We start from the raw sequence: 17,954 nt of genomic DNA on the forward strand, positions 1-17,954 counted from the left end.
CGGTTCATCATTGGCAGGACGCGCGTTTTTTGTCACTTCCCGTCACGCATCGACAAATCGCACGATCCGCAGTTTGATTGTCATTTGGTTTGATTATCAGTAGATCGACTGATACAACGCCTCAATCTCCTTCACGCTGGCCGGGCGCGGGTTGCCGCCGGTGCAGACATCGTCGAACGCCGCCTGCGCCAGCGCCGGAATATCCTGCTCTTTAACGCCGACCTGACGCAATTGCGCCGGGATATCCACATCCTGCGCCAACTGCCGCACCGCCTGAATCGCCGCGTTCCGCGCCTGCGTCAGCGGCATGTTGCCCGCGCCTTGTACCCCCATCGCCACGGCGATGGCGCGGAATTTCTCACCGGTGTATTCCGCGTTCCAGGCCATGATATGGGGCAGCAGAATCGCGTTGGCGACGCCGTGCGGGGTGTTATAGAACGCGCCCAGCGGATGCGCCATACCGTGCACCAGTCCCAGGCCGACGTTGGAAAAACCCATACCGGCGATATATTGCCCCAGCGCCATCGCTTCCACGCCCTGCGGTTTGCCGGCCACCGAGTCGCGCAGTGAACGGCTGATGATCTCGATGGCTTTGAGGTGCAGCATGTCGGTCAATTCCCAGGCGCCCAGAGTCGTGAACCCTTCGATGGCGTGGGTCAGGGCGTCGATGCCGGTGGCGGCTTTGAGTGAGGCGGGCATACTGCTCATCATGTCCGCGTCGATAAACGACACGATGGGGATATCGTGCGGGTCGACGCAGACGAATTTACGCCGTTTCTCTTCATCGGTGATGACGTAGTTGATGGTAACTTCCGCCGCGGTGCCGGAGGTGGTAGGAATGGCGAGAATCGGCACGCTGGGTTTGCGGGTGGCCGCGACCCCTTCCAGGCTGCGCACATCGGCGAATTCCAGGTTGTTGATGATGATGCCGATGGCTTTACAGGTGTCCTGCGGCGAACCGCCGCCAATCGCGATCAGGTAGTCGGCGCCAGATGCCTGAAAACGTTCGACGCCCTGCCGGACGACGGCGATGGTTGGGTTGGGAATCACGCCGTCATAGATGTCATAAGGCAGGCCTGCTTTGTCCAGCAGCGCGGTTACTTTACCCGCTACGCCGTACTTCATCAGTTCCTGGTCCGTCACCACCAGCGCCTTGCGAAAGCCGCGTCGCTGTACCTCTTCGGTCAGGTGGGCGATGGCGCCGCCGCCAAAATAGGACGTTTCATTCAGTATCATTCTGTGTGCCATGATTTCTCCTTAACGCATTGATTTTTAATCATTTAGGCGTATCGGTTATCCATTTGCGCCAGTAGCCGGTGTGGTTAATAGTTAATCTAGTCGCGCACCGCGCAGAGCGAGACAAAAGCTCGCTTCCGGTTGATAAAAGTCAAACCTTTGTCAGAGGGATCACCCGCCGATGAACCCAGTGTGAAACCGGTCGGGACTCGCTGCCTTCTTACGGCTGCCATCAGCCGCGTCGTACTGTCGCTGACGGGAAGGTGTCCACGACGGTGATCACAGAATCGGAGTGTGAAGACAATGAAAAACGGGCGTGGCCTTACCTGAAATAATCTAATTTTAGGGTTTTTTCGCATTACTTAATCTAATTTAACTTGTGGTTGTCTCTTCTGACATCAAACCAGAAAGTCATGCATTAATAATTTGTGGTATTGGTTTTATTTTTTAATTTGGATTTAAATTTTTATTTTGTGAAATTTTACGGATTTATATCCTGATTGGGTGATTGGGTAATTCAATGCCGGTTTGGCTTTTTATATAGATAAACTTATGGTTGTGGGAGTGGTGGAACGCGCGCTTCGGTGGTAAGTTCTGGGGCAGGATAAACGTTTGCGTCGTGGGGCCTGGCGTCACAACGCGCGGCTAACGTAGAGAGAAAAGAATGGCAAACCACACTCCGTTGTATCAACAGCATCTGGCCGATGGCGCCAAAATGGTGGACTTTCATGGCTGGATGATGCCGCTGCACTACGGTTCTCAACTGGACGAACATCACATCGTACGCAACAGCGCCGGCATGTTTGATGTGTCGCACATGACCATCGTGGATCTGCGCGGCGCCCGCGTGCGTGAATTTTTGCGTTATCTGCTGGCGAATGATGTCGCCAAACTCACCCAGCCCGGTAAAGCGCTCTATACCGCGATGCTGACGCCCTCCGCCGGCGTGATCGACGATCTGATTGTCTATTTCCAGACCGAAGACTATTTCCGGCTGGTGGTGAACTCCGCCACCCGCGAGAAGGATCTGGCCTGGATCACCGAGCATGCCAAACCGTTCATGGTGGAGATTACCGAACGTGAGGATCTGTCGCTGATCGCGGTGCAAGGGCCGCAGGCGCAGGAAAAAGTGCGGAGTCTGCTGAACGATGCCCAGCGTGAGCAAGTAGCCGGCATGAAACCCTTCTTTGGCGTACAGGCGGGCGATCTGTTTATCGCCACCACTGGCTATACTGGCGAAGCGGGCTATGAAATCGCGCTGCCGCAGGAACAGGCGGTCGGCTTCTGGCAACAACTGCTGGCGGCCGGCGTTAAACCCTGCGGACTGGGCGCGCGCGACACGCTGCGTCTGGAAGCGGGCATGAACCTGTACGGTCAGGACATGGATGAATCCATCTCGCCGCTGGCGGCCAACATGGGCTGGACCATCGTCTGGCAGCCGGAAGACCGCCAGTTCATCGGCCGTGAAGCGCTGGAGCGTCAGCAGGCGGAAGGCACCGAACAACTGGTCGGCCTGGTGATGACCGAAAAAGGCGTGCTGCGTCACGGTCAGCCGGTCCGCTTTACCGATAATCATGGCGTCATGCAGGAAGGTGTGATCACCAGCGGGTCGTTTTCGCCCACGCTGGGCGTCAGCATCGCTCTGGCTCGTGTTCCCGCCGGTATCGGCGAACAGGCTATCGTGCAGATTCGTAATCGCGAAATGCCGGTGCATGTGACCAAACCCAATTTCGTTCGCGCCGGCAAGGCGCTGGTTCAGTTTTAATTTTTGGCGTTAATGGAAGGAGAAGGTGGCAATGAGCAATGTTCCGGCAGAATTGAAATATACCTCGTCCCATGAATGGGTGATGGCGGAAGGCAACGGCGTTTACAGCGTGGGCATCACCGAGCACGCGCAGGAATTGCTGGGCGATATGGTGTTTGTCGATCTGCCGGAAGTCGGCAGCACGGTCAACGCCGGTGATGACTGCGCCGTGGCGGAGTCCGTCAAAGCCGCGTCCGACATCTACGCGCCGATCAGCGGCGAAGTGGTGGAAATCAACGAAGAACTGGAAGGCGCACCGGAACTGGTGAACAGCGCGCCGTATGCTGAAGGCTGGCTGTTCCGCATCAAGGCGTCTGATGAAGACGAACTGAACGAATTGCTTGATGCCGCTGGTTATCAGGCGCTGCTGGAAGAAGAAGACGGCGACGACGAAGAATAAGCCTGACGCCCCGTTCGCTCCCCGCGACGGGGCGTTTTTATTGTCCGCTTGTTTTTGTGATCTGTTTGTTTTGTGAATTGTTTGCTTGTTTTTCTGAATGATTTGCTTGTTTTCTGAATTAGTTAATTGTGCTGCACATCACTGTGCTAAATGCAGGAAATTCCCCCACATGACCCAGACTCTCAGTCAGCTCGAACACGGTAGCGCCTTCACGGAGCGCCATATTGGCCCGTCGGCCGCTCAGCAACAACAGATGCTGGCCGCTATCGGGGCGGATTCACTGGACGGCCTTACCCGCCAGATCGTACCCGCCGACATCCAACTGCCCCAACCGCCGGCGGTAGGCGATGCCGCCACCGAATATCAGGCGTTGGCCGAGCTGAAGGCGATCGCCGGCCGCAACCTGCGCTATAAAAGCTACATCGGCATGGGCTACCACGCGGTGCTGACGCCGCCGGTGATTCTGCGCAACGTGCTGGAAAACCCGGGCTGGTATACCGCCTATACGCCGTATCAGCCGGAGGTGTCGCAGGGACGTCTGGAAGCGCTGCTGAATTTCCAGCAGGTGACGCAGGATCTGACCGGTCTGGAGCTGGCTTCCGCTTCGTTGCTGGATGAAGCGACCGCCGCCGCGGAAGCGATGGCGATGGCCAAACGCGTCAGCAAGCTCAAGCAGGCAAACCGTTTCTTCGTCGCCGACGACGTGCATCCGCAGACGCTGGACGTGGTGCGCACCCGCGCTCAGACCTTCGGCTTTGACATCGTTACCGGCAACGCGGCTGACGCGGTGAAGTATGACGACGTCTTCGGCGTGTTGTTGCAACAGACAGGCACCACCGGCGAGCTGCATGACTATCGCGCGCTGATGTCTGAGCTGAAAAACCGCAAAGTGATCATCAGCGTGGTGTCGGACATCATGGCGCTGGTGCTGCTGGACGCGCCGGGCAAACAGGGCGCCGACATTGTGCTGGGGTCCGCCCAGCGTTTCGGCGTACCGATGGGCTACGGCGGCCCGCACGCGGCGTTTTTCGCCTGCCGCGACGAATACAAACGCGCCATGCCGGGCCGTATTATCGGCGTTTCGCGCGATGCCGCCGGCAACACCGCGCTGCGCATGGCGATGCAGACCCGCGAGCAGCACATTCGCCGCGAAAAAGCCAACTCCAACATCTGCACCTCGCAGGTACTGCTGGCCAACATTGCCGGCATGTACGCGGTGTATCACGGGCCGCAGGGGCTGAAACGCATTGCCGGGCGCATCCACCGTCTGGCCGACATTTTGGCCGCCGGGCTGACCCAACGCGGTCTGACGCTGCGTCATCAGCACTGGTTCGATACCCTGACCGTTGAGGTCGCCGATAAGGCGGCGGTACAGGGCCGCGCGCTGAGCGCCGGCATTAACCTGCGCGCCGATCTGGATGGCGCGGTCGGCATCGCGCTGGATGAAACCACCAGCCGCTACGACGTGCTGGCGCTGTTCGCCGTGCTGCTGGGCGACGATCACGGGTTGGATATCGATACGCTGGATGCGGCGGTCAGCAGCCGGTCGGCGTCGATCCCGGCGGCGTTGCTGCGCAGTGACGACATCCTGACTCATCCGGTATTCAACCAGTACCACAGCGAAACCGAAATGATGCGCTATCTGCATCGTCTGGAAAGTAAGGATCTGGCGCTGAATCAGGCGATGATCCCGCTCGGCTCCTGCACCATGAAGCTCAACGCGGTGGCGGAAATGCTGCCGATTACCTGGCCGGAATTCGCCGAACTGCATCCGTTCTGCCCGACCGAACAGGCGCTGGGTTACCGTCAACTGATCACGCAGCTGTCCGACTGGCTGGTGCAACTAACCGGCTATGACGCGGTGTGTATGCAGCCGAACTCCGGCGCTCAGGGCGAATACGCCGGTCTGCTGGCGATCCGCCGTTATCACGAAAGCCGTAACGAAGGCGAGCGCAACCTCTGCCTGATCCCCAGTTCCGCCCACGGCACCAACCCGGCTTCCGCCCAGATGGCGGGGATGCAGGTGGTGGTGGTGGCCTGCGACAAGCAGGGCAACATCGACCTGCACGACCTGCGGGAAAAAGCGCAGCAGGCCGGCGATAAGCTCTCCTGCATCATGGTGACTTACCCGTCCACCCACGGGGTGTACGAAGAAACTATCCGCGAAGTGTGCCAGATTGTTCATCAGTACGGCGGCCAGGTGTATCTGGACGGCGCCAACATGAACGCGCAGGTAGGCATTACCTCGCCGGGTCACATCGGCGCGGACGTGTCGCACCTCAACTTGCACAAAACGTTTTGCATTCCGCACGGCGGCGGCGGCCCAGGCATGGGACCGATCGGCGTGAAAGCGCATCTGGCGCCGTTTGTGCCGGGCCATCAGGTGGTGGCGATGGACGGCGTGTTGACTCGTCAGGGCGCGGTTTCCGCTGCGCCGTTCGGCAGCGCTTCCATCCTGCCGATCAGCTGGATGTACATCCGCATGATGGGCGCGCATGGGCTGAAACAGGCCAGCCAGTTGGCGATCCTGAACGCCAACTACGTGGCGACGCGCCTGAAAGACGCTTATCCGGTGTTGTATACCGGCCGTGATGATCGCGTAGCGCACGAGTGCATTCTGGACATTCGTCCGCTGAAAGAGAGCACCGGCATCAGCGAGATGGATATCGCCAAGCGCTTGATCGACTACGGTTTCCATGCGCCGACCATGTCGTTCCCGGTGGCGGGTACGTTGATGATCGAGCCGACCGAGTCGGAAAGCAAAGTGGAACTGGACCGTTTCATCGACGCGATGCTGGCGATTCGTGCCGAGATCGACCGCGTGGCGGCGGGCGAATGGCCGCACGAAGACAATCCGCTGGTAAATGCGCCGCACACCCAGACTGAGCTGGCAGCCGACTGGTCGCATCCGTACAGCCGCGAGCTGGCGGTATTCCCGGCCGGACAGACCCACAAATACTGGCCGGCGGTGAAACGTCTGGATGACGTGTACGGCGACCGTAATCTGTTCTGCTCCTGCGTGCCGATGAGCGAATATCAGTAAGCGCGGTTTTTACAGTGTGAATAATTGGGAGGTGGTTCGAGAGCCTCCTGATACAAACGGGTGCAGCGTGAGCGGCGCCCGTTTTTTTTGTCCGGCGTGGTAGAGTGGTCGCTTCTCCCCCTGAAAAATGAAGCGGGAGCTGAAGCAGAATTAATATTAATAGATGGCGGGAAAATCATGTTAGGCATTCACGATATTTCACTGTTTATCCTGTCCGGCATTTTGCTCAACATCATGCCGGGACCGGATTCGTTGCTGATTATGACCAAGAGTTCGTCGCAGGGATGGCGCGCGGGCTCGGCTGCGGCGCTGGGCATCGGTTCCGGCACGCTGGTGCATGTTCTGGCCGCGGCATTGGGGCTGTCCGCCATTCTGGCTACCTCGGCCACCGCGTTTACGGTGGTGAAAGTGCTGGGGGCTGTCTATCTGGTGTATATGGGCGTGCAAGCGTTGCTGGATAAATCCGCTCACCGCGCTAATGCCGACAGCGGTGCTCTGCCGGCCAACCGGCCTGTGCTTTCCATGCGGAAAATCTACTGGCAGGGGTTCCTCACCAACGTGTTAAACCCGAAAGTAGCGCTGTTCTTTCTGGCGTTCGTGCCTCAGTTCATTGACCCGCAGGCGCCGCAGAAAGCGCTGGCGTTTATCGTTCTGGGATTGATCTTCAATTTCAACGGCATGCTGTGGTGTCACTTTCTGGCCGCGTCGACCGCGTTGGCCAGCAGCAAGCTGAAAGTCAGCAAAATGGTGCGCTTCTGGCTGAATAAAACCATTGGCGTGCTGTTTATTTCACTGGGCGTGAAGCTGGCGATGACGGCAAAAAACTGACCGATACAGACATTTTTGTTCGCCGATATGAGCGGCCTCTGGCGCCGCTCATGCGGTTGACGATCGTCGGCTATTTCAGCCAGCCCTTCGCCTGCGCCTCTTCCAGGTGCTGTTTCAGATAGCTCCACAGCGCCGGGTTGACGTCGCTGATAAAGGCGTTGCGGCTCAACACCTGCTCCAGCCGGATACCGTGTTCCACCCAGCTTTGGCCGCCGTTGTGCAGGTTCATCAGCACCGGCATTACACGGTCGATCATCAGCGCGAAACGCGCTTCGGCGGTATCTCCGGCTTCGTATTCGTGCCATAACGCCAGAAACTGGTCGTGCTGCGGTTGCGGCAGCAGGCCGAAAATGCGCGCCGCGGCGGCTTGCTCTTGTTCCTGAATGGCTTCGCGGGCTTTCAGGTCATACACCAGCACGTCTCCGGCGTCGATCTCCACGATGTCGTGAATCAGCGCCATTTTCAGCACGTGGGTGATATCGATACCGTCATCGGCATAAGGCGCCAGGCTCATCACCGCGACCGCAAAATGCCAGCTGTGCTCTGCAGAGTCTTCCTGACGATCGGTGCCAATCACCTTGGAACGGCGCTGAACGCTCTTGAGTTTGTCGATTTCCATCAGAAACCGGACGACATCGGTCATGGGGCCGAAATCCAGTACGGGTAAAGCGAACGACATCCGTTAATCTCCTGCAATAAAGAGGCTCTATTGTAGGGGATGCGCCATAAGATGAACATGCAAGAATACCGTCTGAAAGCCGCTGATTTTTATTTTAGCGTACAGGTGTACACTGGAATTGTTCTCAGTTAAGCTGCTCAAAGCTTGCTCAGCGTGGCAGGGAAGGCCGCCGGTGCGAGCATAGGGGTAAGTGTGGGACAAGAGGTTTGCATGAAGAAAAAAATGGGGGAATCGGGGTATACGCTGGCGGAAGAAGTCGCCAACAGTATCAGCCATGGAATTGGTTTTATCTTTGGGATTGTCGGGCTGGTGTTATTACTGGTGCAGGCGCTGGACAATGGCGCCACGTCTCTGGCTATCACCAGTTATAGTCTGTATGGCGGCAGCCTGATTTTACTGTTTCTCGCATCGACGTTGTATCACGCCATTCCTCATCAGCGCGCAAAACGCTGGCTGAAGAAATTTGATCACTGCGCTATCTATCTGCTGATTGCCGGAACCTATACGCCTTTTCTGCTGGTGGGCCTTAACTCGCCGCTGGCGCGTGGACTGATGATCACCATCTGGAGCCTGGCGTTGCTTGGCGTCATATTCAAGCTGGCGTTTGCGCACCGGTTTAAAATGCTGTCGCTGATGACCTATCTGGTGATGGGCTGGCTATCGCTGATTGTTATTTATCAGTTGGCGATGAAACTGTCCGTCGGCGGAGTGACGTTGCTGGCGATCGGCGGCGCGGTATATACGTTGGGCGTGGTGTTTTACGTCTGCAAGCGTATACCGTTCAATCACGCCATCTGGCATGGGTTTGTGCTGGGAGGCAGTGTGTGCCACTTTTTGGCGATCTATCTGTACGTGGGATAACCGGTGCAGATATCGCCGTCAGCCGGATAAGCATCAGGGAGCCGGGGCATCCCCGATGCTTTGCAGGACCGGTTACTCTTCCAAAGAATAAGGCAATGGCTGAATGGCGAGCTGGCTGCCGCTGTCGTCGCGCACCCGCAGCACGCTGTCAGCCTCCAGATCGTTGTTCAGCACCGCCTGAACCCACAACGTGCCGTCATGCAACTGGCTGGCCGCCAGCACGGTGCCGGTACGGCGCCAGTTATCGCCGAGTTTCAGTTCCAGCTCATCGCCTGCCGCGGGGGCCTGCGCACCGGTGCCCGCCAGCCAGTACAGCGCGCGTTTGTTGGCGCCGCGGTATTTGGCGCGCGCGACCATCTCCTGACCGGCATAGCACCCTTTGGTGAAGCTAATGCCTTGTAACGCCTGTAAATTGGTGGCTTGTGGAATGAACTGTGCGCTGTTGGCGCTGTCAATAATGGGCAGCCCGGCCGCGATATCCAGCGCTTGCCATTGGCGGCTGTCGTTGAGCTTGACGCTGGCTTGCAGCGTTTCAATGAGCGCGGCGGCGCGTTGCGCATCCAGCACCAGCAGGAAACGTTCGTCGGGGTGGGCCAGATGCAACAGCGTCGCTCCCGGTTGCTGCACCACGGCGTTATCGGCGTCGGGCAGCACATCGAACAGGGGCGCCAGATGCGAACGAATGTCGAGGCCCGCGGCGCCCAACAGCACCACGTTGTCGTCGGCCGAGATGGTGGTTTTGGAGAAGACCGCGTATTTTTTCAGCTCAGTCAACTGGCTATCCCGCACACTGCGGCGCTCCAGATAAGCCAGCCCGTCGCCATAATGGAACAGGCGCACATTGCTCCACATTTTCCCTTTGGCGTCGCAGTGGGCGCAGAGCACGTGCTGACCGGTCTGCAAGGCATCGACGTCGGCCGTAAGCTGGCCCTGAAGGTATTTGACCGTGTCCGGGCCGGTAAGGGTGACCAGCGCCCAGTCATCCAGCGCTATCAGGGTGGCGGGGAGTTGAGCAGAAGAAAACAGCGGTCGTGCGGTAAACGGATGAGCCATATTACAATCCTGCGATGCGTAATGTCAGCGAATGACCCAATGGTAAAAGAGCGACAACGGTTTGCAAGCAGTTTAGGCTGTGTTCCGCCATAAGGCGGCGAACGGGGGGAACAGAAGGCGGGGGCGAGAAGGCAAAAGGATAGTCTAATCGTGCGATATGCTGCGCATCCGTGAAATAGTACACGCGGTAATACGCGAAAATATGTCAAAGTGTTACTATTAGTAGAAGGCCATCAGGTAGAATAGGGTTACACCGACGGTCATCATCACCCTGCGCGGATAACCATACAGAGAAGTGGGCGAAATGAACATGGACATCAATAACAAATCACGCATTCACTGGGCGTGCAGACGCGGAATGCGTGAACTGGATATTTCCATCATGCCGTTTTTCGAGCATGAGTACGACACGCTGAGCGACGACGACAAGCAGCATTTCATCCGTCTGTTGCAGTGCGACGATCCCGACTTGTTCAACTGGCTGATGAACCACGGCGAGCCGGTGGATCCGGAGCTGAAGCGCATGGTTTCCCTTATTCAGACGCGAAATAAAGACCGTGGCCCAGTGGCAATGTGATTTGCGTGTATCCTGGCGCATGCAGTTGTTTTCTCTGCTGACGCACGGGTTCCTGGTGCTGATGATCCTGCTGGCTCCCTGGCCGGACGGCTATGCGCCGCTGTGGCTGGGGTTGGTGACGCTGGTGGTGTTCGGTTTCGTGCGCAGTCAGCGCATCATCAAGTCGCGTCAGGGGGAAATTTCCCTGCATGGGGAAAACCAACTGCACTGGCAGCAGCGTGACTGGCAGATAGCCCGGCGACCGTGGGTGATGCGCAACGGCGTGTTGCTGTCGTTGCGGGCGACGACCGGCAAAGGGCATCAGCGCCTGTGGCTGGCGTCAGACAGTATGGGCAATGAAGAATGGCGGCTGTTGCGCCAGCTGTTGCAGCAGCACCCGCTGCAGGGAACTGAATCTTCCCGCCATCATTAAGGCTGCCGGCGGGAGCCGCATCGAATCGGCATCAGGCGTTGCATTAATGTCACGAATGGCATGCACGCAACGCCTGAACGCCGCCCCAGGCGTAGCGCGTCAGAGTAACTCCGCCATTTCGTGCAGGATCTGCTCGCACCACTGTTGAATCCGCTCGTCGCTCATGTCGTACTGATTCACTTCATCCAGCGCCAGACCAACAAAGTGTTTACCGTCTTCCGTTACCGGCTTCGGGCTGGTGAAGTCGTATCCTTCGGTCGGCCAGTAGCCGATAAAACGCACGCCCAGCGGCTTGAGCTGGTCATGCAACATGCCGAGCGCATCCAGAAACCATTCGCTGTACCCCAACTGGTCGCCCATGCCATACAGCGCGACAATCTTGTCTTTCAGGTTCAGCGTCGACAGTTGCGCCCAGACGGCTTCCCAGTCTTCCTGAATTTCACCGAAGTCCCAGGTGGGGATGCCAAGAATCAGCATCTCGTAGTTTTCCATTTCCTGGGGCGCAACGTCTTTCACGTTGTGCAGGTCTACCAGTTCCTCGCCCAGAATGTCGCGGATTTTCTCCGCCGCCATTTCGGTGTAGCAGGTGCTGGTGCCGTAAAAAAGTCCTATCTTCATAAGTGTCTGATCGTGATTGCATCAATAAAGGCGGTATCGCAGAGCGTTTAGCCTAACGGAATATCACAAGAGCGTACAGGGCGGGAGCGGAAGAAGGGATGAAGGCGATGCCTTCATCCCTAAAAGACTTAACCGAGAGACTGGTGGCGGGTTTCTTTCGTCAGCAACAAGGCGATCAGCGTCAGTGATGCCATCGCGGCGAGGTAAACGCCCACGTAGAACAGCCCGTAGTGGCTGGTCAGCCAGGCGGCGATGTACGGCGCCACGGACGCGCCCAAAATAGAAGAGACGTTATAGGAGAATGATGCTCCGGTATAACGCACTTCGGTCGGGAACAGTTCCGGCAGCAGCGCGCCCATCGGGCCGAAGGTCAGCCCCATCAGGCTCAGGCCGCATACCAGAAACGCCATAATCAGCGTCTGGTTGCCGGAGCCCAGCAAAGACGGGAACGCCATCGCGAACACCAGCATGATGCAGGTCACGGTGATCATGGTCTTGCGACGGCCGAAGGCGTCAGCCAGATAGCCCGCCACCGGAATCGTCAGACCGAAACCAATCACCGCCATCATCAGCATCCACAGGAAGTTGTTGCGTGGAATACCAAGCCCGACCGGCGCCGGGGTGGTGCCGTAAGTCATGGAGTAGACGGTCATGATGTAAAACAGGGTATAGGTCGCCAGCATGATGAAGGTGCCGAGAACGGTGGCTTTCACGTGTTTGCTCAGCAGGGTGCCCAGCGGCACGCGCACCTGTTTTCCTTCTTTGGCGACTTTGGCGAATACCGGCGATTCGTGCAGCGATACGCGCACATACAGACCGATGATCACCAGCACGGCGGAGGCGATGAACGGCACACGCCATCCCCAGCTCATGAATTGCTCGTTGGTCAGCACCCAGGACAGCAGCAGGAAGGTGCCGTTGGCGAAGAAGAAGCCGATCGGCGCGCCCAACTGCGGGAAGGAGCCGTACAGCGCGCGTTTGTTGGCCGGGGCGTTTTCGGTCGCCAGCAGCGCCGCGCCGCCCCATTCGCCGCCGAGGCCAAGCCCCTGGCCGAAGCGGGCCAGCGCCAACAGCAGCGGAGCCAGTACGCCGATGGTTTCATAGCTCGGCAGCAGGCCGATCAAGACGGTGGAAATACCCATGGTCAGCAGCGACGCGACCAGCGTCACTTTGCGGCCGACACGGTCGCCGAAGTGGCCGAATAGCGCGGAGCCGATCGGGCGCGCCACAAACGCGATGGCGAAGGTCGCCAGCGATTGCAGCGTGGCGGCGGTAGCATCACCCTGCGGGAAGAAAATGTGCGGAAAGATCAGCACGGCAGCGGTAGCATAAATGTAAAAATCGAAGAATTCGATGGCGGTGCCGATCAGCGAGGCGACCACCACTTTATTGCGCGAGTTTACCGGCGCATCTGGTGTTTGATTATCAATAGTGGATGAGATGGAGGCTTGCATAGTTTTTTGCTTTTTTGTAACACACGGACCCGCATTCTATGCATAGAAAAAAGTTCTTTTCAAACCAGCGCCGCGACTGACGCCGGCCCTTGCGGCAAAGGCATTCCGGGATACGCTGGAATAAGAAAATATAATCCCTTCCGCGCTTCGTTTTGCCACAGGATGTGATGAAGTTGAGAATGATTACCGAATTGTACCCCGAACATACTCTGTGAGGCATAATGGCGGGATGGAGCCGTTGGCGGCATGACGGGAGAGAGTGATGCAGAAACAGGATCAGACGTTAATCGAGCAGTTTCTGGATGCCCTGTGGCTGGAGCGCAATCTGGCGGAAAATACGCTGTCGTCCTATCGCAACGACCTGCGTTCGCTGGCGGACTGGCTGGCTCATCACGACAGTAGCCTGTTGCAGGCGCAGCCGTCGGATTTGCAGGACTTTCTGGCTGAACGCCTGGAAGGCGGCTACAAGGCCACCAGTTCAGCGCGTTTGCTGAGCGCGATGCGGCGCTTGTTTCAGTACCTGTACCGGGAAAAGCAGCGAACCGACGACCCGAGCGCGCCGCTGTCGTCGCCGAAACTGCCGCAGCGGCTGCCGAAGGATCTGACGGAAGCGCAGGTGGAAGCGCTGCTGGCGGCGCCGGTTACCGATCAGCCACTTGAACTGCGCGACAAAGCGATGCTGGAACTGCTGTACGCCACCGGCCTGCGCGTATCGGAACTGGTGGGGCTGACCATCAGCGATGTCAGCCTGCGGCAGGGCGTGGTGCGCGTGATAGGTAAGGGCAACAAGGAGCGGCTGGTGCCGCTGGGAGAAGAGGCGGTGTACTGGCTGGAGCAGTATCTGGAGTACAGCCGCCCCTGGCTGCTGAACGGCCAGACGCTGGATGTATTGTTCCCAAGCAACCGCGCCCAGCAGATGACGCGCCAGACGTTCTGGCACCGCATCAAGCACTATGCGACACTGGCGTCTATTGACAGCAATAAACTTTCTCCGCATGTTTTGCGTCATGCCTTTGCAACCCACCTGCTGAATCACGGTGCGGATTTGCGAGTGGTGCAGATGTTATTGGGCCACAGCGATCTGTCCACTACGCAGATTTATACCCACGTTGCGACGGAGCGGCTGCGACAGCTGCATCAACAGCACCATCCCCGGGCATGATGTCCGGCGGGCTGACAGGATGTCATGGCGGGTTCCCCGCCAATGATGGATAAGCACGGCGCTTGCGCCCTGATAACAGGATAATTCCATGAAAAAACGTGTAGTACTCTTTTCATTGCTGACTCTGGCCCTGAGCGGCGCGGCGCGCGCGGATGACGCCGCAATCAAGCAGACCATAAACCGTCTGGGCTTGCAGAGCGCGGAAGTGAAGGATTCCCCCATCAGCGGGATGAAAACCCTGCTGACCGAGAATGGCGTGCTCTACATCACCGAAGACGGCAAGCACCTGCTGCAGGGGCCGCTGTATGACGTCAGCGGCAAGAACCCGGTGAATGTCACCAACCATATTCTGAACGAGCGTCTGGATGCGTTAAAAGACCAGATGATCGTCTATAAAGCGCCGCAGGAAAAACATGTTATTACCGTGTTTACCGACATCACCTGCGGTTACTGCCACAAACTGCACGAGCAGATGAAAGACTACAACGCGCTCGGCATTACCGTGCGTTATCTGGCGTATCCCCGTCAGGGCATGAACTCTCAGGCGGCGAAAGACATGCAGTCGATTTGGTGCGTGGCGGATCGCAACAAGGCGTTTGACGCCGCCATGAAAGGCGATGACGTGTCGCCCGCCACCTGTAAAACCGACATCGGCGCCCATTATCAACTGGGCGTGCTGTTTGGCGTGCAGGGTACGCCGGCGATCGTGCTGGAAGACGGCACGGTGGTGCCGGGGTATCAGCCGCCAAAAGAGATGATGGCGATGCTGGATGCGCACAAAGCCTCGCTGAAATCAGGCGGTTAATTGAATCGAGTGGTTAATCAAGCGTGAATGTTGTTACCCAACTCCGTCGTCGCCCGACGACGGAGACAGAGTTACCCGACTCCCTCCCCGCATTGCTGCGTCGTTTATACGCCCAGCGCGGCGTACGACAGATGCAGGAGCTTGAGCGCAGTCTGCGCGGCCTGCTGGATTACCGTCTGCTTGGCGGCATTGAGCAGGCGGTAGAGGTGTTACGTCAGGCGCTGGCGGACAACCGTCGCATCGTGATCGTCGGCGATTTCGACGCCGACGGCGCCACCAGCACCGCGCTGACGGTGCTGGCGCTGCGCAGCATGGGCGGCCGCGAGATTCAGTATCTGGTGCCCAACCGGTTTGAGGACGGCTACGGGCTCAGCCCGGAAGTGGTGGCGCAGGCCGCCGCCAAAGGCGCGGAGCTGATCGTGACCGTCGATAACGGCATTTCGTCGCACGCCGGGGTGGACGATGCGCACCGGCGCGGCATCGCGGTGGTGGTGACCGACCACCATCTGCCGGGGGAAACCCTGCCGGCGGCCGAGGCGATGATCAACCCCAACCTGTCGGATTGCGCGTTTCCATCGAAAGCGCTGGCGGGCGTCGGGGTGGCGTTTTATTTAATGATGGCGCTGTTCGTGCGCCTGCGCGACGCCGGCTGGTTTGCCGAACGCGGTCTTGCCGTTCCCAATCTGACGGAACTGTTGGATCTGGTGGCGCTGGGCACGGTGGCGGATGTGGTGCCGCTGGACGCCAACAACCGTATTCTGGTTTCGCAGGGATTAAGCCGGATTCGCGCCGGCAAATGCCGACCGGGGATTCGCGCCCTGCTGGAAGTGTCCAACCGCGACGCCGTCCAACTGGTGGCGAGCGATCTGGGCTTTGCGCTGGGGCCGCGTCTTAATGCTGCGGGACGGCTGGACGACATGTCCGTCGGCGTAGAACTGTTGTTATGCAACGACATCGTGCAAGCGCGGATGCTGGCCAGCGATCTGGATGCGCTGAACCAGAGTCGCCGTGAAATCGAAGCCGGCATGCAGGTGGAAGCGCTGCATTTGTGCGAACAGCTGGAGCGCAGCCGCGACACGCTGCCGCTGGGGTTGGCGATGTACCACCCGGAGTGGCATCAGGGCGTGGTGGGGATTCTGGCGTCGCGCATCAAGGAGCGTTTTCACCGCCCGGTGATCGCGTTTGCGCCTGCGGGCGACGGTATTCTGAAAGGTTCCGGGCGGTCTATCGCCGGGCTGCATCTGCGCGACGCGCTGGAGCGCCTTGATACCTGCCACCCCGGTCTGATGTTGAAGTTCGGCGGCCACGCGATGGCGGCGGGATTGTCGCTGGTGGAAGACCGTTTTGACGAGTTTCGCCAGCGTTTTGCCGAGCTGGTGGGCGAGTGGCTGGATGCGTCGCAACTGGAAGGCGTCGTCTGGTCCGACGGCGAACTGGCGATCCCTGAACTGACGCTCGGCACCGCTGAAATGCTGCGTGAAGCGGGGCCGTGGGGGCAGGCGTTTCCGGAGCCGACCTTCGACGGGCGTTTTCGGCTGTTGCAGCAACGACTGGTCGGCGAGCGCCACCTCAAGGTGATGGTGGAACCGCTGGGCGGCGGCCCGCTGCTGGACGGCATCGCTTTCAACGTCGACACCTTGTTGTGGCCCGACAGCAGCGTGCGCGAAGTTGAACTGGCTTACAAACTGGACGTCAACGAATTCCGCGGCAAACGCTCGGTACAACTGCTGATCGAACACCTGTGGCCGCTGTAGTATGCAGGCGCCACAACTGACGCCGGGTTTCCCGGCGTTTTCTTTTCGCTATGCGGCGTATCCCGCTAAAATCGGTAAAAAGCTATAAACCACGGCGCGGATCCGCTACAATTCGCCGTTTACATGCATTCTGTCATCGACAAACAACATTAAGATCCTAACACCATGTTTGAAATCAATCCGGTAAAAAACCGCATTCAGGACCTGTCTGAACGGACAGCTGTTCTGAGGGGGTATCTTTGACTATGACGCCAAGAAAGAGCGTCTGGAAGAGGTAAACGCCGAGCTGGAACAGCCCGACGTATGGAACGAGCCTGAACGCGCGCAGGCGCTGGGGAAAGAGCGTTCCTCCCTGGAAATGATTGTCGACACCATTGATCAGATGGTTCAGGGGCTGGACGATGTCTCCGGTCTGCTGGAACTGGCGGTGGAAGAAGACGATGAAGACACCTTCAACGAAACCGCTGCCGAGCTGGATCAGCTGGAAAACAAGCTGGGTCAGCTGGAATTCCGCCGTATGTTCTCCGGCGAGTACGACAGCGCGGACTGCTACCTTGACCTGCAGGCCGGTTCCGGCGGCACCGAGGCGCAGGACTGGGCCAGCATGCTGCTGCGCATGTATCTGCGCTGGGCGGAAAGCAAAGGCTTCAAGACTGAAATCATTGAAGAGTCCGAAGGCGAAGTGGCCGGCATCAAATCCGCCACCATCAAGATCATGGGCGACTATGCGTTTGGCTGGCTGCGTACCGAAACCGGCGTACACCGCCTGGTGCGTAAGAGTCCGTTCGATTCCGGCGGCCGTCGTCACACCTCGTTCAGTTCCGCTTTCGTGTATCCGGAAGTGGACGACGACATTGATATCGAGATCAATCCCGCGGACCTGCGTATCGACGTATACCGCGCGTCCGGCGCCGGCGGCCAGCACGTTAACCGTACTGAATCCGCGGTGCGTATCACCCACATTCCCACCAATATCGTTACCCAGTGCCAGAACGATCGATCCCAGCACAAGAACAAAGATCAGGCCATGAAGCAGCTGAAAGCCAAGCTGTATGAGTTTGAAATGCAGAAGAAGAACGCGGAGAAACAGGCGATGGAAGACAACAAGTCCGACATCGGCTGGGGCAGCCAGATTCGTTCTTATGTGCTGGATGACTCCCGCATTAAAGACCTGCGCACCGGGGTGGAAACACGTAATACCCAGTCGGTGCTGGACGGTGATCTGGACAAGTTTATCGAAGCAAGTTTAAAAGCGGGGTTATAAGGAA

Annotated in this window: 16 protein-coding genes; 11 read left to right on the forward strand and 5 right to left on the reverse strand. The window is 58.3% G+C overall.

Annotated elements, in window-relative coordinates; translation table 11 throughout:
* Nucleotides 1-96 precede the first annotated feature (96 nt).
* Nucleotides 97-1,248: a lactaldehyde reductase gene (gene fucO / locus DXXMK7_RS03255; protein WP_038917835.1), complete on the reverse strand. Its 1,152-nt coding sequence runs from the start codon at nucleotides 1,246-1,248 to the stop codon at nucleotides 97-99.
* A gap of 652 nt (nucleotides 1,249-1,900) precedes the next feature.
* Between fucO and gcvT the strand changes: the two genes are divergently transcribed.
* The 4 genes from gcvT to DXXMK7_RS03275 all read left to right on the forward strand — a co-directional run bounded on the left by gcvT (nucleotide 1,901) and on the right by DXXMK7_RS03275 (nucleotide 7,311).
* Nucleotides 1,901-3,001, forward strand: a complete 1,101-nt coding sequence (gene gcvT, locus DXXMK7_RS03260) for a glycine cleavage system aminomethyltransferase GcvT (protein WP_038917837.1) — start codon at nucleotides 1,901-1,903, stop codon at nucleotides 2,999-3,001.
* 31 nt (nucleotides 3,002-3,032) lie between these two features.
* Nucleotides 3,033-3,440, forward strand: coding sequence for a glycine cleavage system protein GcvH (gcvH, locus tag DXXMK7_RS03265; protein WP_038662332.1), 408 nt, complete (start codon nucleotides 3,033-3,035; stop codon nucleotides 3,438-3,440).
* 169 nt (nucleotides 3,441-3,609) lie between these two features.
* Complete coding sequence (gcvP, locus tag DXXMK7_RS03270) at nucleotides 3,610-6,483, forward strand: aminomethyl-transferring glycine dehydrogenase (RefSeq protein ID WP_038917838.1); 2,874 nt, start codon at nucleotides 3,610-3,612, stop codon at nucleotides 6,481-6,483.
* 177 nt (nucleotides 6,484-6,660) lie between these two features.
* Nucleotides 6,661-7,311, forward strand: coding sequence for a LysE family translocator (locus DXXMK7_RS03275; protein ID WP_038917839.1), 651 nt, complete (start codon nucleotides 6,661-6,663; stop codon nucleotides 7,309-7,311).
* Nucleotides 7,312-7,381: 70 nt separating this feature from the next.
* Here the strand turns inward: DXXMK7_RS03275 and DXXMK7_RS03280 are convergent, their stop codons facing one another.
* The gene (locus tag DXXMK7_RS03280) at nucleotides 7,382-7,990 is read right to left on the reverse strand and encodes an HD family hydrolase (RefSeq protein WP_038917841.1); all 609 of its coding nucleotides are present in this window, start codon (nucleotides 7,988-7,990) and stop codon (nucleotides 7,382-7,384) included.
* 210 nt (nucleotides 7,991-8,200) lie between these two features.
* On the opposite strand from DXXMK7_RS03280, the gene DXXMK7_RS03285 reads away from it, so the two are divergent.
* The gene (locus tag DXXMK7_RS03285; RefSeq protein ID WP_038917842.1) at nucleotides 8,201-8,851 is read left to right on the forward strand and encodes a hemolysin III family protein; all 651 of its coding nucleotides are present in this window, start codon (nucleotides 8,201-8,203) and stop codon (nucleotides 8,849-8,851) included.
* Nucleotides 8,852-8,923: 72 nt separating this feature from the next.
* Here the strand turns inward: DXXMK7_RS03285 and ygfZ are convergent, their stop codons facing one another.
* Nucleotides 8,924-9,904 (reverse strand): tRNA-modifying protein YgfZ, encoded by a 981-nt coding sequence (ygfZ, locus tag DXXMK7_RS03290; protein ID WP_038917843.1) that lies wholly within the window; start codon nucleotides 9,902-9,904, stop codon nucleotides 8,924-8,926.
* 310 nt (nucleotides 9,905-10,214) lie between these two features.
* Between ygfZ and sdhE the strand changes: the two genes are divergently transcribed.
* On the forward strand, nucleotides 10,215-10,481 hold the full coding sequence (gene sdhE / locus DXXMK7_RS03295) for an FAD assembly factor SdhE (protein ID WP_023637600.1): 267 nt from the start codon (nucleotides 10,215-10,217) through the stop codon (nucleotides 10,479-10,481).
* Nucleotides 10,462-10,893, forward strand: coding sequence for a protein YgfX (locus DXXMK7_RS03300; RefSeq protein WP_023637601.1), 432 nt, complete (start codon nucleotides 10,462-10,464; stop codon nucleotides 10,891-10,893). The genes sdhE and DXXMK7_RS03300 overlap by 20 nt, the downstream gene beginning before the upstream one ends.
* Nucleotides 10,894-10,992: 99 nt before the next feature.
* On the opposite strand, the gene fldB is transcribed toward DXXMK7_RS03300, so the two are convergent.
* Nucleotides 10,993-11,511 (reverse strand): flavodoxin FldB, encoded by a 519-nt coding sequence (gene fldB / locus DXXMK7_RS03305; protein WP_038917844.1) that lies wholly within the window; start codon nucleotides 11,509-11,511, stop codon nucleotides 10,993-10,995.
* Nucleotides 11,512-11,639: 128 nt separating this feature from the next.
* Nucleotides 11,640-12,965: an MFS transporter gene (locus tag DXXMK7_RS03310; RefSeq protein ID WP_038662304.1), complete on the reverse strand. Its 1,326-nt coding sequence runs from the start codon at nucleotides 12,963-12,965 to the stop codon at nucleotides 11,640-11,642.
* Nucleotides 12,966-13,227: 262 nt separating this feature from the next.
* Between DXXMK7_RS03310 and xerD the strand changes: the two genes are divergently transcribed.
* From xerD to prfB, 4 genes are all read left to right on the forward strand, one after another.
* A complete protein-coding gene (gene xerD, locus DXXMK7_RS03315) occupies nucleotides 13,228-14,127 on the forward strand; it encodes a site-specific tyrosine recombinase XerD (RefSeq protein ID WP_038917846.1) in 900 nt (299 codons plus the stop codon).
* A gap of 88 nt (nucleotides 14,128-14,215) precedes the next feature.
* Entirely contained in the window at nucleotides 14,216-14,932 is a 717-nt protein-coding gene (dsbC, locus tag DXXMK7_RS03320) for a bifunctional protein-disulfide isomerase/oxidoreductase DsbC (RefSeq protein ID WP_038917847.1), read from the forward strand.
* A gap of 23 nt (nucleotides 14,933-14,955) precedes the next feature.
* Complete coding sequence (recJ, locus tag DXXMK7_RS03325) at nucleotides 14,956-16,686, forward strand: single-stranded-DNA-specific exonuclease RecJ (protein ID WP_038917848.1); 1,731 nt, start codon at nucleotides 14,956-14,958, stop codon at nucleotides 16,684-16,686.
* 165 nt (nucleotides 16,687-16,851) lie between these two features.
* A protein-coding gene (gene prfB, locus DXXMK7_RS03330; protein ID WP_100848936.1) for a peptide chain release factor 2 occupies nucleotides 16,852-17,950 on the forward strand; the annotation gives its coding sequence in 2 pieces (ribosomal slippage) (nucleotides 16,852-16,926 and nucleotides 16,928-17,950; 1,098 coding nt in all).
* The last annotated feature ends 4 nt before the right edge of the window (nucleotides 17,951-17,954 follow it).

The organism is Dickeya sp. MK7 (assembly GCF_000406305.1).
GTDB lineage: Bacteria > Pseudomonadota > Gammaproteobacteria > Enterobacterales > Enterobacteriaceae > Dickeya > Dickeya fangzhongdai.